Source organism: Paenibacillus sp. B-A-8 (assembly GCF_048572915.1).
Taxonomy (GTDB): Bacteria; Bacillota; Bacilli; order Paenibacillales; family Paenibacillaceae; genus Paenibacillus_AQ.
On the sequence record NZ_CP183882.1, the window covers coordinates 1,332,798 to 1,349,146 of the forward strand.

The 16,349-nt window shown below is 43.8% G+C and carries 16 protein-coding genes; 6 read left to right on the plus strand and 10 right to left on the minus strand.

Annotation, left to right across the window (positions count from 1 at the left end):
• Nucleotides 1-56: 56 nt before the first annotated feature.
• Nucleotides 57-848, minus strand: a complete 792-nt coding sequence (locus tag ACN6MV_RS05930; protein ID WP_419885909.1) for an SDR family oxidoreductase — start codon at nt 846-848, stop codon at nt 57-59.
• Between the two features lie 176 nt (nt 849-1,024).
• Between ACN6MV_RS05930 and ACN6MV_RS05935 the strand changes: the two genes are divergently transcribed.
• Both ACN6MV_RS05935 and ACN6MV_RS05940 read left to right on the plus strand, forming a co-directional pair.
• Nucleotides 1,025-3,004, plus strand: coding sequence for a GTP-binding protein (locus ACN6MV_RS05935; protein ID WP_042124754.1), 1,980 nt, complete (start codon nt 1,025-1,027; stop codon nt 3,002-3,004).
• Nucleotides 3,005-3,010: 6 nt separating this feature from the next.
• A complete protein-coding gene (locus ACN6MV_RS05940; protein WP_419885910.1) occupies nt 3,011-3,532 on the plus strand; it encodes an N-acetyltransferase family protein in 522 nt (173 codons plus the stop codon).
• Between the two features lie 69 nt (nt 3,533-3,601).
• On the opposite strand, the gene ACN6MV_RS05945 is transcribed toward ACN6MV_RS05940, so the two are convergent.
• The 5 genes from ACN6MV_RS05945 to ACN6MV_RS05965 form a co-directional block, all read right to left on the minus strand.
• Nucleotides 3,602-4,480: a DUF3298 and DUF4163 domain-containing protein gene (locus tag ACN6MV_RS05945; RefSeq protein ID WP_042124758.1), complete on the minus strand. Its 879-nt coding sequence runs from the start codon at nt 4,478-4,480 to the stop codon at nt 3,602-3,604.
• 1 nt (nt 4,481) lies between these two features.
• On the minus strand, nt 4,482-4,988 hold the full coding sequence (locus ACN6MV_RS05950; RefSeq protein WP_042124760.1) for an RNA polymerase sigma factor: 507 nt from the start codon (nt 4,986-4,988) through the stop codon (nt 4,482-4,484).
• A 58-nt stretch (nt 4,989-5,046) separates the two neighbouring features.
• Nucleotides 5,047-6,927 (minus strand): acyltransferase family protein, encoded by a 1,881-nt coding sequence (locus ACN6MV_RS05955; RefSeq protein ID WP_419885911.1) that lies wholly within the window; start codon nt 6,925-6,927, stop codon nt 5,047-5,049.
• Nucleotides 6,928-7,115: 188 nt separating this feature from the next.
• Entirely contained in the window at nt 7,116-8,201 is a 1,086-nt protein-coding gene (locus tag ACN6MV_RS05960; RefSeq protein WP_419885912.1) for a stalk domain-containing protein, read from the minus strand.
• Between the two features lie 138 nt (nt 8,202-8,339).
• The gene (locus ACN6MV_RS05965) at nt 8,340-8,903 is read right to left on the minus strand and encodes a CGNR zinc finger domain-containing protein (protein WP_042124762.1); all 564 of its coding nucleotides are present in this window, start codon (nt 8,901-8,903) and stop codon (nt 8,340-8,342) included.
• 168 nt (nt 8,904-9,071) lie between these two features.
• Here ACN6MV_RS05965 and ACN6MV_RS05970 point away from each other — a divergent pair, with 168 nt between their 5' ends.
• On the plus strand, nt 9,072-9,566 hold the full coding sequence (locus tag ACN6MV_RS05970; protein WP_419885913.1) for a DinB family protein: 495 nt from the start codon (nt 9,072-9,074) through the stop codon (nt 9,564-9,566).
• Between the two features lie 85 nt (nt 9,567-9,651).
• On the opposite strand, the gene ACN6MV_RS05975 is transcribed toward ACN6MV_RS05970, so the two are convergent.
• Complete coding sequence (locus tag ACN6MV_RS05975) at nt 9,652-10,545, minus strand: helix-turn-helix domain-containing protein (protein ID WP_419885914.1); 894 nt, start codon at nt 10,543-10,545, stop codon at nt 9,652-9,654.
• 175 nt (nt 10,546-10,720) lie between these two features.
• Here ACN6MV_RS05975 and ACN6MV_RS05980 point away from each other — a divergent pair, with 175 nt between their 5' ends.
• Nucleotides 10,721-14,083: a DUF5107 domain-containing protein gene (locus ACN6MV_RS05980; protein ID WP_419885915.1), complete on the plus strand. Its 3,363-nt coding sequence runs from the start codon at nt 10,721-10,723 to the stop codon at nt 14,081-14,083.
• 120 nt (nt 14,084-14,203) lie between these two features.
• On the plus strand, nt 14,204-14,374 hold the full coding sequence (locus ACN6MV_RS05985) for a hypothetical protein (RefSeq protein ID WP_170880244.1): 171 nt from the start codon (nt 14,204-14,206) through the stop codon (nt 14,372-14,374).
• Between the two features lie 75 nt (nt 14,375-14,449).
• Here ACN6MV_RS05985 and cmpA read toward each other — a convergent pair whose 3' ends face one another.
• Together cmpA and ACN6MV_RS05995 are read right to left on the minus strand one after the other, a co-directional pair.
• Nucleotides 14,450-14,587, minus strand: a complete 138-nt coding sequence (gene cmpA, locus ACN6MV_RS05990) for a cortex morphogenetic protein CmpA (RefSeq protein WP_094874036.1) — start codon at nt 14,585-14,587, stop codon at nt 14,450-14,452.
• A 65-nt stretch (nt 14,588-14,652) separates the two neighbouring features.
• On the minus strand, nt 14,653-15,015 hold the full coding sequence (locus tag ACN6MV_RS05995; RefSeq protein ID WP_042124766.1) for a hypothetical protein: 363 nt from the start codon (nt 15,013-15,015) through the stop codon (nt 14,653-14,655).
• A 120-nt stretch (nt 15,016-15,135) separates the two neighbouring features.
• Between ACN6MV_RS05995 and ACN6MV_RS06000 the strand changes: the two genes are divergently transcribed.
• The gene (locus ACN6MV_RS06000; RefSeq protein ID WP_081382729.1) at nt 15,136-15,606 is read left to right on the plus strand and encodes a SprT family protein; all 471 of its coding nucleotides are present in this window, start codon (nt 15,136-15,138) and stop codon (nt 15,604-15,606) included.
• 18 nt (nt 15,607-15,624) lie between these two features.
• On the opposite strand, the gene ACN6MV_RS06005 is transcribed toward ACN6MV_RS06000, so the two are convergent.
• Nucleotides 15,625-16,263, minus strand: coding sequence for a pentapeptide repeat-containing protein (locus ACN6MV_RS06005; RefSeq protein WP_042124771.1), 639 nt, complete (start codon nt 16,261-16,263; stop codon nt 15,625-15,627).
• Between the last annotated feature and the right edge of the window lie 86 nt (nt 16,264-16,349).

The following is a 16,349-nucleotide window of genomic DNA, read 5'->3' on the forward strand; positions in this document are numbered from 1 at the left end:
ATAGACCAAAATGTTGCAGTGAATGTATTAAATATTATCACGATTCAAATAAAACGTTATCCTCGCAGGAGCGACTCGGCACCATCTACATAAATCTCAGTTCCTGTCACATGAAAAGATTCATCCGATGCGAGAAACAATACCAGATTGGCAACCTGCTCAGGTTTACCCGGTGCATTTTCCAGCGGATGATTGCCTTCCGGAAATTCCACAGGAATCTTCACTTCTTGAAGATCATCGCTTTTATACGTATTATCTCCAATTTGTGTATCGATTGATCCTGGGCAGATTGCATTCACGCGAATGCCGTATTGCGCCAGCTCTAATGCCGCCATTTTCATAAAAGCAACTTGTCCTGCCTTGGAAGATGAGTAAGCGGAAGCGCCGATGTTCGAGAATACTCGATTGCCGTTAATGGAGCTGGTGATAATGATGCTGCCGCCATGTTCTTTCATATGGGGGATAGCATATTTTACTGTGGCAAAGGTGCTGCGTAGGTTCGTATCCAGTGTCTGGTCCCAATCATCGATTTCCAGTGTTTCGATAGGAGACCATGTACCATTAATGCCGGCATTGGCAAAAATAATATCAATCTTCTCGGCCGCTTCCCCAACCTTGCGAATACTTTCTTCGACTAGACCTGGATTGGAGACATCGCATTCAATTACTGTTGCTGTTCCTCCAACAGATTCAATTTCACGTTTAGTTTCATAGGAGTCCTCAGGTGTCCGGTCAAGCATGTATACCTTAGCGCCGTGCTGGGCAAACCGTATGGCTGTAGCTTTTCCAATACCAGAACCAGCGCCTGTAACCACTGCAACTTTATCCTGTAAACGTTGATCTGTCATGATGAATTTCCTCCTTGGCGTTAGATTTCTTAGTTAGTAATTACATACCCGACATAGCTGAATCTAACCAATTGAACTGCAGGGTGGAACAACAGGGGTGGATATATTACTATGGAATGTAAGGATGTAAAAAATATGAATTTAGATCAATCTAGCTCATGATAGGGGAACTATAGATGATTCAGCAGCAAGGGGCAGAACGGATTAATGTGGGGATATTTGCCCATGTGGATGCCGGGAAGACAACAACTACGGAGCATATTTTATATGAAAGTGGTCGCATTCGTGCACTTGGCAGTGTTGATAGTGGGACAGCATTAACAGATTCTATGGATGTGGAGCGGCAACGCGGAATATCGGTACGGGCGGCATTGGCTTCTTTTACTTGGGAAGGTGTGCAGATCAATCTTGTCGATACACCGGGGCACGTAGATTTTCTGTCAGAGGTTGAACGGTCTTTGCGGGTGATGGATTGTGCGGTGCTTATTTTGTCTGCGGTAGAGGGTGTTCAGGCTCAAAGTGAGATGATCTGGAACGCGCTGCGGAAGCTGGGGATTCCGACGCTTATTTTTGTGAACAAAATGGACCGGGTAGGTGCTGACCCTGAAGCAGTGCTGGCAGAGGCGAGAAACTATTTATCTAGTGATATCATTCCAGTGCAGCAACCGGTGGGCAAAGAGCAGGAGTACATAGGGGCAATAGATTTGTGGGGGAGCGAGGCTGATCTTGCGGCACAGACTGAACTGTTGGAGGCATTGGCTGAGCGGGATGAAGATCTGTTAGAGGCGTATATGTCAGGTAGTTCGATTGATCTTTCAGCTTGGAAAAAAGCAATGAAGACGGCTTCCGCATCTGGACGCTATTACCCAATGGTTTATGGTGTTGCCGCCAAGGGGCTTGGTATTACGGCATTGCTGGACGCGATGATTGAGTATTTTCCTCGTGCGGGTGGAAATGCTGAGGGCTCGGTATCAGGGATCGTATACAATATTCAACGTGATAAAAGTATGGGACGAATGGCGTTTGTCCGCCTTTACGAAGGAACGATCCGTAACCGCGATACGGTGATGAACAACACACAGGATATTCAGGGGAAAGTGACCCAGATCCGTAAGGTCGAAGGCGGCCGTACTGAGGATGTAGGAGCGCTTGAAGCGGGGGATATCGCTGTAATCTATGGTCTTTCAGGGGTGCGTATTGGAGACGTACTCGGCCATCCGGAGGCGATTCCGGAGGAAGCGAAGCTGGCAGTGCCGCTGTTAACAGTGCGCGTATTCTGGGAAACCGATATGGATGATCATAAGGTTATCGGAGCGTTGCAGGAGCTGGCGGATGAAGATCCGCTTTTGGATGCACAGTGGCTGCAGGACGAACGGGAGCTGCATATCAAAGTAATGGGACCTATTCAGCTGGAGATTCTGAACAGTGTTCTGAAGGAGCGCTATGGCCTTCAGGTTACCTTTGGTCAGCCTTCTGTCATTTATAAAGAAACACCAGCCTCTGCTGGGGAAGGCTTTATCGCCTATACAATGCCGAAGCCATGCTGGGCAATTTTGCGGTTTCAGATTGAGCCAGGTCCCCCAGGTAGTGGATTAGTCTACGATTCGGTAGTTCGGAGTTCTGATTTGCTGCCGCAATATCAGAGCGAGACCGCACGCCGTGTGCCGGAAGCGTTACAGCAGGGCTTGTACGGCTGGGAGGTTACCGATCTGAAAGTGACCTTGATTGAGGGACAGCATCATGTGTGGCATACACATCCGCTGGATTTTGCCGTAGCGACTCCTATGGGGATTATGGATGGACTCGCGCAGGTAGGTACTAAGCTGCTGGAGCCGATTCTTCAGGTTCGCATCGTAGTTCCTGAGGAGAATGGCGGCCGTGTGATGAACGACCTGGTTCAGATGCGCGGCACGTTCGATCCACCTGTGCTGCAAGGCGACCGGATGATCATCGAAGGGCGTTTGCCGCTGGCAACGTCGCTCGATTATCCCGTCAGCTTAAGCTCCTACACAAAGGGGCGCAGCACGTTCACTTCTTTTTTTGCCGGCTATGAAGAATGTCCTTCAGATGTATCCGCAGAGCGCACCCGCCGGGGTGTGAACCCGCTGGATCAGGCGAAATATATATTAAGCGTGCGAAAGGCGCTGCAGGGGTGAGATAAAATGAAGATCAGAAAAGCAACAGCTAGTGATATAGACGGGATTGCTTTCGTTCACGCTATGAGTTGGAAAACCACGTATAAAGGACTAATATCAGATGAGTTTCTTGATGCAATCACAGTGGAAGCTAGAAGTAAGCGCTGGATTCGGAATTTTGAAAATCCCATTAAAGACGAGGTTATGTATGTGGCTGAAGATGAGGCTGGGATGATCATTGGCTTTGCAAATGGAGGGGTGCGAAGGGAACCGGATCTCTACGATGCGGAGCTTTACGCACTTTATTTGCTTAAGGAACACCAAGGAAAAGGTCTTGGTAAGCGGCTCATAAGAAGCGTAGCACAGAACTTATTGGAGAAAAATTATAGTTCATTCATGACTTGGGTGCTGGCAGGCAATCCTGCGATTCATTTCTACCACAGCGTTGGGGGAGAGTCTATCTCAAGTATAGAAGTTAAGATAGGGGATGAATTATTAGAAGAAATAAAAATAGGATGGCAAGACATTAGAGGCATAGGGATTGATTAATGACTTTTCACGCAAAAAAAGACTCATAAGGGATACAAAACGCATACCCCTTATGAGTCTCATAATGATTTATTTAATGTACGTACGGCTGACCAGAACATCTGCAATAACATCTGTTGGAATGATGAATTCTCTAACGCCCATGTAGCCAGGAGCCACATCATATTTGTTAAAGGAAATAACCAGCTGGTACTTATCGTTGATATAGAAATCTTGATCTTTAGCTATATTTTCAAATTGATAAAAAAGGTCTTCATTGGGTTCATCTGTTGAAATCCAGTAGAACATATCTTTATCTGCTTTCATTTGGGAGCGCATCTGTTCCTTAATATTTTCACTTATGATACTGATATATCGATCATCTTTAAATAACATAGGCAGACTTAGCAGGATTTGATTCTTCTTGTCTATCGTATCGTGCTGCATTGTTGTTGACGATGAACCTACGGTATTTACCACGTATCTGCTAATAGCAAATAGCTCAGCATTGTCCGTTTTAACCTCAAAGCCTGTATCGACCCCTAAATGACCCTCTCCGGATTGCTTTAAAGACTCCATCTCTGCTTGAAACTCATCATATAGTTTTTTGTTTTCTTCGAGATATTTTTCATTCAGAGTCGATTCCAGCTCTTTATTCTCTAGGTTAGTAATGATGGGAACCTTTATGTCTGCATTATAGGTCTGCTCATCCACTTTGTATTCTCTAAAAGTTAGCACTTTAACAATACTGTCTACACCAGGTATAGCGGAGAAGGCGTTGGCAATGTTAACATTGACATTAATCCCAATCACGAAAAATAGGGCTGCCGCACAAACTCCAGATATCCACTGGTAACGTATTCTTCTTATCTTCCTTTTCTTTAATGCTTTACTTACAACGAAATCTAATTCCTCAGGAATAGGGAGTTTGTTATAATCTTCTATAATTTTTTTGATTTGGTTATCCATTCTAATTGATCTCCTTTGAGGATTCTTCCTGCATGTTGACTCTTAATAACTGGAGTGCTTGATATAGTCTAGTCTTTACTGTATTGACGTTTTCATTTAATACTTCCGCAACTTCCTCGATCTTTAAATCTTCGATATATCTAAGGACGATGACATTTCGATACTTAAGGGGTAGATCATCCAGCGATCTTTCTAAATCAATATCTGGATACACGTCTACCGCACCAGGGATAAAGAAGTCGAGTGCTTCATCATCTACTGGTTGAACTCTTTTATGTTTCCTCAGAAAATCCAGAGAGGTAGTTACTACGATTCTAAACAACCAACTCTTTACGGATTCTGGGTTCTTTAGCAACCCTATAGAGGAGAGAGCTTTATAAATCGAATCCTGAACAACATCTAATGCATCCTCTTTGTTCTTCACATAGCTGTAAGCTAGACGGTATATGTTCTCCTTGTTATCTGTAATACAAAGAGTGAGTAATTTCTCTTTATTCCTCTTAAGCATATTCGTAAAACCCTTCTCTTTTTATATTGCGTAGCTTTAGTTTGTTAGATTACTATTCTCATTGATTCTCCTTTTGTATGGCTTTAGCTACAAGTGCTGCATAGGATTTGGCACCTTCTCGTTTTAGATGAACGCCATCCTCATAGAAGTAAGAGTCCTTTCCTTCGCTTGAGGAATGCCAGTCTACAACCATAGCGTTGGGGAATTCTAAAGCCACTTTCTTAAGCAAAGTATTCACAGTATTTTGCCATTTTTTCGGTACACGTGTGTTTACTAGTACGACTTGCTGAACATCTTCAAGTGAAATAAGTAATTTCCGCAATTGATTGGAGTTAAAAGCTCCGTTCGTACCTAGATTAATGATCACTCGAGTGCCAAGTTTCCCCTTCGTCCTAAGTTTATCGACCACTTCTTGTGCCTGTGACATCTGCCTGCCTACCTTACCATCGATAACAATGCCTGGCAGAAGTTCTTGTAGATAAGGAGCAGCATCGAGGATTACGGAATCACCTATCGCAGTAACACCTTTACCTGCTTCTTCTACCTGAGGCTGAGGTTCTGGCTTCTTCGGTGGATCTACTGGTACTGGTACAGGCACAGGCACAGGTGTTGGTACATTTTGAGGGGGCACTAGTGTGACATTATGTTTATTCTTATCGTGATTAATATTAGTGCCTGTATTCGGATCTGCGGATATCTTAGTATCCAAGTTGCTACTACAGGATATGGACAATATGATTAACGGGACTGCAATAAAGATGAATAAGGGTCGAATCTTGAATTGCAGACGAATGCTTAATTTCGTACACCATCTTCCTAATAAACCTTGACGAATAGGTTCTTCGATATATTTCCACGATAGTGAGGCTAATAGGAGGCTAACTCCCAGCTGAAAAAGAACACGGAAACCATCGAACCCACCTGTATCTACTGTAGGATTAGTTAGAATGATGACTGGATAATGCCATATGTAAATACTATAGGAACGTACGCCAATCCAACGCAAGGGCTTGCAACCCATGATTTTAGCTAGTCGGCTCGCAGGATGTGCGAGTACAGCTATTACAATTGCGGAAAGGATCGACACTAGAACCAAGCCGCCATAATAAAGAAATTGTCCGTACTCATTCGTCCGCCAAATCATAAGAATGAGGGTGATTAATCCGATTGCACCACTGAAGTCAAGGATATAGCGAGATCTGCGTGAAATCTTATCGGTCAAATTTTGACTCGGCCATGCTAGAGCGAGAGCGGCTCCAATCAGTAGAGCAAAAGCTCGGGTATCAGTACCATAATAGACTCGGCTTGGATCAACTCCAGGTTGATAGATTAGCGCCATAGCAAGTGCCGAGAGGAATGCACCTGTTAGACACAACACAATGAGTTTACCTCGCTGAGGTGCAAGGCGTAACCCTACAATAATAACCAATGGCCAAATGAAGTAGAACTGTTCCTCAATAGCGAGCGACCACAAATGACCTATAGGAGAAGGAGGTCCAAAGCTCTCGAAATAAGATACATCGTGAAAAATAAGCCACCAGTTATTGAAGTATAACGTTGAAGATATAAAGTCCCCTTGTAATGCTGCTAATCGTGAACGATCGAACAACAGAAGCCACATAGCAGTGACAAAAAGCATGACAAACATAGCAGGCAATAGCCGTCGCGCTCGTCTAATCCAGAAATCTTTAAGATCGAACCGTCGGTCCTGCTTCCACCTTTGGATGATTTGATCCGTGATCAGATATCCAGACAGAACGAAGAATATTCCGACCCCTATAAGTCCTCCTGGAGCCCAATTGAGGTCGAGATGATACGCGATAACTGCGATCACAGATAGTGCTCGAAGTCCATCTATTCCCGGCATATAACGCCTTCTAGTCGTGGAATTGTCAGGTTCTAAAGAGTTAGTCGGTGGTGTAACCTTGATTTCTTTCATGGTAGTTCATTCCTTCGTCATCAGTTGTCTTATGTCAGCAAGACGTATGACTAACTTAAAAAAGTTCTTAACTTCTCTTGGTAAATAAAGGAGTGACCATGAATGGATCAGAAATCGGTACACAAGTACCTATGAATTTAAAAAGGCATTCTAGAACAAAAAATCATTCTGGAATGCCATTAGCCCAATTAGCCGTTCTTAATTTCCACACGTAAAATATCCGTAACCATTTTAACCGGAACGTATATCGTATCGTTCTTTAGGATAGGAGCAGTACCTAAAGTGACAGGTGCCATTTTGGCAAAAAAGTAAGAATCTTTACCTAAGGTAACATTGGTCCACTGTGCACCTTTCTTCAACTCAGCTGAGCGCGACGTTTGATTCCACTTGATTTCATATCCTAAACGATTCGCCACATCTCGTAATGACACCATTGAAACCCCATTAGCATTCTTAAATGTAGCTATTGTACTTAAATCGAGCTTCGGGTTGTTCGTAATATGGGTACTGAAACGAAATTCAGGAGTTCCCATGGCGCCTGGAGCAATACTATATTTAGGGAAGAGGATGACAACCTCACCATTTTCAATATAAAAACCTTGTTCTTCGTCGATTCCTTTGAAATCCTCAATAAAGTAGTTCTCAGGTTCCTCATTGATCTTTGCAAGGATACCGGCATTCAACTTTTCCTTAAAGTCGTTTCCAAAGAAATCTGACAAGGCTATCCGCTGAGCTTGTTTCGTATTAAATACATTATATGTATCTACACGAGGCATACCCGTTCCACCAGTTTCACCTTGAGAAGTAACGACAAGTGATATCATTCCAGAAGGGTTATCCGTTTTATTTTCCTTTAAGTCATAAATAATATTTAGCTCATATGGACGATACTCGAAACCAGCCTTTTTAGCGTCTGCTGCTGCTTCAGTTGCATCCTTTTCCCAAAGAGCAAGGTCTTTCTGCGCATTAGACAGAATGATACTGTTGATTTCTTCCTGAGCCTTAGTGTCCAACATACCTACGATCTGTGGCACTTTAATATTTGTATTCAGAAGCTCCGTTGAAGATGTGAGAATTACTTCTTTGATTTGGATCCCAGTGTTATTGATGGTGGAAATCGGTACAGCTGAAATCGGTACATTGATGGCAGGCTTAGTCGTGTTCACTGCATCAGCAAAAGCAGTGCCATTCATTGGTAACATGCCAGCGCTTATTCCCACAACCGTTAATCCGACTACACCAAGCTTCAATACTTTAAAAGGGCTCTTTTTCATTGTGTGTTCACGCTCCATTTAGTTGTAATAAGTGTGTTATTAGCGCACTTACTAGCAAGACGTATTAGGAGTGTTGAAAAGTTTGGGGGGGATAAATGTTGATCGAAATTCGTCATCCCGCAAGAGTTCCTTTAATAGTCACTCCGAACCTTTTTCAGCCTTCTTCCGCGCCCGAAACCGCCGCACCTTCATGAGGTTGCCACAAGCCTTGTCATCGCAGTAACGCTTAGAACGGTTACGTGTATCATCATAGTACACCCAGAGACAATCAGGATTCTCGCAGATACGGAATCTTGAGGGTTCTTTTTCAAGCAAAGCCTCCGCAAAAGACGCCGCTATCTCCGCCATCACCTGCTCCCAACCGCTATGTAGTGGCAACAGCTTTATCGCCGCTTGCCCGTCACTTTCCCATATCATTCGCCGCGTAACAGGGCCCTTGTCCATATAGGGATTGAGCTGCTCCAGCATTTCTCCATACACTGATTCCCCTTGTACAATGGTCTGTACCCACTTCCATAGCAGTGAGCGAAGCTCTTTAAGCTGTGCCAGTTCTATGTCATTCGGCATCTGTGTTGCTAATAGAGCATGCTTCTTCAGCCATTTAGAAACCCACTCCTCTTCATCGAGCTTGTCCCTATCCTTATTCTTATCCCCTGTACGCCAATCCCGCCAGTAACTGTTAATGAAATCCTCCCACAACACGGTCTGTTCATCCTTTCCGATTCAACGCTGATTACAAATCATTGTAACAGTTAAAAATAAGATTAGCTAGTTACTTGATTGAGCGATGGAAATATGCTACATTTCTTGTGTAACCACTATATCGTGGTTTAAGTAGTTACATAATTCAGTTAGTATTAGGAGGTTAACATGCAAAATAAAATTAGTGAGGTTCTGCTGCAAAATTGGGATTATTGCATGGATATCGAGGATTGGGCCCCGCCGTTAAGTGATGCACTGGAAGGTGTGGACAGTAAACAGGCACTTTGGAAGCCAGAGGGGAGTGCAATCAATTCCATCTGGGAGACGGTTAACCATTTAACATATTATAAGGTGCGTTTGCTGCGTAAGTTAAAAGGATTGCCCAAACAACCTGATGCTGAAAGCAATGATGATACCTTCACTGTAACAACGGAAGGGGAAGAAGCATGGGCGAAGGCCGTCGCAGACCTGAAGGACGTGCATGCTGCGCTTAGAGAAATCATTGAGGCGTTGGAAGAAGGTGCATATGATTGGGGTGGTTCGGGTCATGCCCCAGGGGAAGAGGTAATGAGTCTTATTCTGCATGATTCATACCACACCGGACAAATTATTATGCTTCGTAAAATGCAAGGCTCTTGGGTTTCCAACCGTAGTTTTAATTAGAACCTCTACAATAAAAATACAAGCCACATATCCGCTTCACTATGCTAGTTTACCTAGTGTAGCGGACATGTGGCTTTTCTTGATATTACCCTTTTGGGATGCTTCGATATTGAGTCGGCGAGCATCCCATTATTTTTTTGAACAATCTAGAAAAGTAGTAGGGGTCCTGCATCCCGATAGCACTAGCGATTTCTTTAATATGTAGATCGGTTAATGCTAGCAGTTGACCGGCTCGCTGCATTTTGAGGCGCAGATAGAATTCAATCGGGGGGACTCCTGTTTCTTGATTAAATAGATAAATTAGATGCTGTTTCGATAATCCTATATGCTTCGCTACATCCGGGAGTGAAATAGAGCTGTTGATTCGATCCGTCATATAGCGAATGGCTTGCTCAAGATAACGTTCGTTCTTTTTATCTTGCTCAGAGTTCATGGTACTCAATCCCACGTGGCTGATCAGATGACGAATGCACTGAGACACATAGATATGATTACGCATGGCATAAGGCTTATCCGATAACAGGGCATAACATTGCTCGAAATCTTCGATCCATTGGCTATGAAGGTTCAGTGTAAAGGTTAGCGGCTCTATATCCATGGCATAAGTTTGAATCAACGCAGCGGCATGTGTTCCTTTTAGATGCATCCAGTAGATTGTCCAGGGATTCACATCTGAAGCACCATATCGATGGGGTGTTCCGGCAGGAATGACAGCTAATTGCCGTTCTTTTATTTGAATCAGCTTATTGTGATGACTCTCCATCCACCCTTCACCCTCTACGCAATACATCAGAATATGCGAGTCACATCCTTGTGGACGCTCTCGATAATGAAACTTCGCTCTTGGGAAGCAGCCAATGTCACTCACATAGAAGGAATTTGTTAACGGATTCTCATGTAATTCATTCATCATGAAATCGGGCAGCACAAAAAGCTTCTGCTCATCGAAGCCATCCGGCTTTAATGAGATATCTGTCATGATAACTCTCCTTTTTAAGAACATAATTTATTTATTTGAAATAACAGCCTATTCATAAGGAGAATATTATTTATAGGATAAGAATATTGTCCATCAGTTACAGATTATCGTCAATTGTTTAAAAGCGCATACAACGATAAATTAGAGCTATATCACGAAGGAGGAGAGTATGGAAATGAGTATGAGAGGGCCTTCTACAGTTCTAACAAACAGCGTCCGCGTATGGGAAGAAGCAGTTGAAATTCCTACCTATGAAACAGGTGAACCCGATAAAAATCCAATGTTCCTCGAGAAGCGAGTTTATCAAGGCAGCTCGGGGCGAGTATATCCACATCCTGTGGTTGATAAAATTATGGATGAGAAAGAAATGAAATCGTATCAGATGGTCATGCTCGAAAATGAATATGTGCGTATTGAGATCATGCCTGAAATTGGCGGCCGTATCTATCGCGCTCTGGATAAGACGAACAATTATGATTTTGTTTATTATAATCGCGTGATTAAACCTGCGCTTGTTGGTCTGGCAGGACCATGGATTTCAGGCGGTATTGAATTTAACTGGCCGCAGCATCATCGTCCGAACACGTTTGGCCCTGTGGAGCATGTGATTACGGAGAATGAAGATGGCAGTGCAACTGTATGGGTGAGTGAAATTGACCGAATGTACGGAACGAAGGTCACAACCGGCTTCACACTGCATCCTGGAAAAGCCTATCTCGAAGTTACAGCACAGCTATATAACCGAACCCCGGAGCCACAAACCTTCTTATGGTGGGCAAACCCTGCAGTTGCAGTCAATGATGATACTCAATCGGTGTTTCCGCCGGATGTGACGGCCGTATTCGACCATGGTAAACGTGATGTGTCCAGATTCCCAATTGCAACAGGAACGTATTACAAGAAGGATTATTCCGAAGGTGTAGATATTTCACGCTATAAAAATATTCCGGTTCCTACGTCATACATGGCGTACAAATCCGATTACAATTTCGTGGGCGGTTATGATCATGGGGTTGAAGCAGGTCTGCTTCACGTAGCGAATCACCATGTATCTCCGGGTAAAAAGCAGTGGACTTGGGGGAACGGCGAATTTGGTCAAGCGTGGGATCGTAATTTAACTGATGAGGACGGACCCTATATTGAGTTAATGACAGGGGTATTTACGGATAATCAACCCGATTTCACTTGGCTCCAGCCGTATGAAGAGAAGTCATTTACACAATATTTCATGCCATATAAGAACATCGGAATTGTGAAAAATGCTTCTGTTGATGCTGCCGTCAATCTTGAGGTAGATGAGACTTTACAGACTGCAACTGTGATGGCCTACGGAACTTCGGTATTTGAGGATGCGGTTATTGAACTGAGGGGTCAGCATAGAACGTATGTGAAGGATACGATCACGCTCTCTCCAGAATTAACCTACAAATCGGTCATTACGTTAGATGAAGCCGATCGACCGCATCACTTAATCGTAACGGTATTTGATACGAACGGAAACAGCCTTATATCATATCGTCCAGCGAAGCCTAGTATTGAGAAGGTTCCAGATGCAGCAAAGCCACTTCCGCTACCGGAAGAATTAAAAAGCACAGAGCAATTGTATTTGGCTGGAGTTCATCTGGAGCAATACCGTCATGCCACGTTCGAGCCAGAGCAGTATTATGAAGAAGGCTTAAAAAGAGATGCTTCCGATATTCGAATTAATGTGGCTTATGGAACGCTGCTGCTTCGCCGAGGGTTGTTCAAGCAAGCGGAAGAACATTTCCGTACAGCGATTGAATCGCTGACTTGGCGTAATCCGAACCCCTATGATAGTGAAGCTTACTATCAGCTTGGTGTAGCACTCCGATTGCAGGATCGTAATGAAGAAGCATTTGCTGCCTTTTATAAGGTGGTATGGTCTGCAGCATTCCAAGATAGTGGATATTATGCACTGAGTCAAATTGCTTGTGAACGTGTGGCGTATGGAGAGGCGTTGGAGCTCGCAACAAGTGCTTTGGTACGTAACACTAGAAACTATAAATCAAGACATGTGAAAACAGCACTTTTACGTAAGCTTGGACGTTACTCTGAGGCAATTACATTCGCAGAGGAGACATTGAGGCTAGATATCGCGGACTTCGGTGCTGCATATGAGAGAGTGCTAACGCTTAAATTGCTCGGGCGACAAGAGGAAGCTGCTGAGGCTCAAATGAAGCTTGCACAGTTCATGCGAAACGATGTGCATAACTATCTAAATCTGGCCTCTGATTATGCAGGTAGTGGATTATACGTGGAAGCTGCACAGGTGTTAGAGCAGATTCGTATGGCATCGAATGAACCCACATACCCGATGGTGCATTACACATTGGCTTATGTATACGAGAAAATAGGCCGTAAAGAAGAAGCAACAGCGCAGCGTCAGCTTGCTCAATCCGCACCCTCTGATTACTGCTTCCCGAACAGCTTGTTTGAGCTGCAGGTATTAGAAAGCGCGATTACATGCAATCCACTGGATAGTAAGGCTCATTATTATCTTGGGAATCTATTCTATGATAAAAAACGTGCCGACGATGCCATTCGTCATTGGGAACAATCCGTCGCGCTTGATGATCGTTTCCCGACGGTTCATCGTAACCTTGCGCTTGCTTATTACAATAAGCGGAATGACGCTGCGGCTGCTTTGCAGTCACTTGAACAAGCTTTCCAGTACAATATGAATGATGCGAGAGTATTCTATGAGCTGGATCAGTTGCATAAGAAGATGGGTGTCCCTGCCCAAGAGCGCATGGCAAGATTACAGCAGCATATGGAGCTTGTGGAGAAGCGGGATGATTTGTACCTTGAATATGTGACTCTACTGAATTTGCTTAGCGAGTATGAGGATGCTTTGTCTGTTCTATTAAGACGTCAATTCCATCCATGGGAAGGTGGAGAAGGGAAAGCCACAGGACAATATGTTTTGGCGCTTGTTGAGCTGAGCAAGCAGGCTAATCAGGAAGGTCAATATGAGGAGGCTATCTCATTATTAACACGTGCGCTGCATTATCCAGAGAATTTGGGTGAAGGTAAGCTCGATGGTGCGCAAGAGAATAATGTGTATTACGAGCTTGGTGTGGCTTATAACGGATTAGGCAAGACAGAGGAAGCAGCACGTCACTGGGCGATTGCGTCACAAGGCTTGGAGGAACCAGCCAGCGCAATGTACTACAACGATCAGCCGCCAGAAATGATCTTCTATCAAGGCTTAGCATGGATACAGCTGAATCATCCGAAGGAAGCGAAACGGCGTTTCAATCAGCTGATCGATTTTGCAGAAAGACATCTCTTTGATGAGGTAAAGCTTGATTATTTTGCTGTATCCTTACCTGATTTTCTCGTATTCGAGGATGATCTGAACAGACGCAATCAAATTCATTGCTTGTTCATGATGGGTCTAGGCTTATTAGGCTTAGGGAAAATGACGGAAGCGAAAGAGCGCTTTGAAGAAGCATTGGACTTGGAGCCGAACCATCAGGGAGCTCGAATTCATAAGGCGATGTGCTTGGAATCGTAAACGAAATAAGCAGCTTTATGATGCTAAACAATAACTGGTTCGATTTGGAATTTTGTTTCAACTCTGAAAGCCCCGGGTTAATGGAGACTATCTACAGCCTATATTCGAAAGGAGAGATTGATGATGGAACCGGGCTATAAAGATAGAAGTGTTGAAGTGGAGCATACAGAGGTGCAACGGAAGTCGGATTCCAGTGTTGTCGCATCTACCTTTATTAAATATGCTGCTTATATTATTATTTTTTTCGGAGCACTTTTCTTCTTAGTCAAATATGTCTTCCCGATGTTCTAATTGAGATTTCAACGAACCGTATACAAAAATCCATCCCCTGCACAATGCGGGATGGATTTTTGAATTTAACGAACCCTATAAATTTCTCTGGATGGAATCCGGTGATTCCGCAGAATTACGATAAAAGAACCAGCACTCGTTCAGCAGCTTGATCTGACGGCGGTCTTTTTTGTAATAGGCTTTCATCAGTTGATGGCAGAGCCACTGTGGCAAGGGTATCACTCCTCTAACTGCTTACGTAAGTTAGCATATGGAGAAATGAGCCTAAAGGTGACGATTTACAGAATGCTTTCTGCTTCCTCTTCGTACCACTGCTCTAATTGAGCTTGCAATGCCCGAATCTCGGTCAGCAGGGAGATCAGTGGATAGTTCTTCTGCTCTTGAACAGAGGCGAAGGCCTGCTCCAATCTATTGATATAATCCAGACCGGACTCCAGGGAGTAATCCTCACGTAACAGATCCAGTGAATCACACTCAGCAATCGCTAAGGGCAGATCCGGTACATTATCGGCTGTCAGCTTGTCGATTTCTTTGTTTAGACGTAAATTGAGCGCACTTAGCTGGTACGCATATTCCTCGGGCATTTCCACGAATTGCAATTCTTGATGTTGCTGCAAAATTACATACCGCATTTTCGGCATTGGTCATTCTCCCTCCGTACTTGTCTTCCTTCTTGACAGTTTAGCCTATGCACAAGTTACAATTCAAGTAGAGATGTTAATTCCCGTGGAAAGGACTTGTGATAGAACGCTATGGAAACGATGAGCAACGAAGAGCTTCAGCTGTGGATTGAGCAGGTGTCGCGGGACAGCTTTGGTGTACCCTTTAGGCACAAGGCAAGCTTTAACAGCCGATTATCTTCAACAGGCGGACGATATTTTACCAAAAGCCATAATATAGAGATTAATCCCCATCAGCTTGCTATGTTCGGTAGAGAAGAGACGGAGAAGATTATCAAACACGAGCTCTGTCATTATCATCTGCATTTGGCGAAGCGAGGGTATATGCATCGTGACACTGATTTCAAGAGACTGCTTGCACAAGTTGGCGGAAGTCGCTACTGTCAGACATTGCCGGGTGCGAAAGCTCGGAAGTCACTGCCTTATCGGTACAAGCTGATCTGTACAGCGTGCGCCATGGAGTATCCGCGTAAGCGAAAAGTAGATCCCAAGCGCTACCGCTGCGGTAAATGTTCGGGGAAGCTGAAGCTGCTGGCGCTGGAAGTCCAGTAATCAGACACGAGCATGGCGTTATTTTATAACCAGACCCATCAATCCCACAAAGGAAACAGCTTGCTGAGGCGAAATGATGCATCCTTCTAAATCCTGAATATCCACGATTAAGCCACTGAACTCGCAGTCACTTAGATCAATCCCGTTAAGCTTTGATCCTGATAAGGTGGCTTGATCAATATTACACTCACTGAAGCTGACCTTCTGGAAATTGGATTGGTAGTAATCAGAGCTCATCAATGAACTATTCTCAAAAGCAACCTGCTTCAGATTAGCCATTCGAAACGTTGCAAAATCCCCGATACAATCTACCACGCGAACATTTTGGAATCGCCCCCTTGTAAAGTCCGTACCAATGAGCTTGCAGTTTCTAAATTCGGTTCGATGAATAATCGCATTCGTAAAATCCACATTGGATAGATCGCATCGCTCAAAAATCACATCCATCAGCTCAATCCCAGTTAAGGACGACTCGATAATCGTAACATTTTTAAAAACCACTTGATCAAAGCTGACTTTATTCGCCTCTTGATTATCAATAACTGTATCGCTTATGCTGCAACGACTAAATTCATCTTTGGTTTGCAGCGAGTATATTTGCTCAGGGAGTAGAGCGTCTGGATCTGATATTTTTGGTGAATCCATTTTGAATTTCATATGTACCTCCATTTAATGAATGCTCGTTTCTTATTAAATTAACTATCTTAGGGTTCAGCAGATTTGTCAATTCTCAGTAGCGCTCA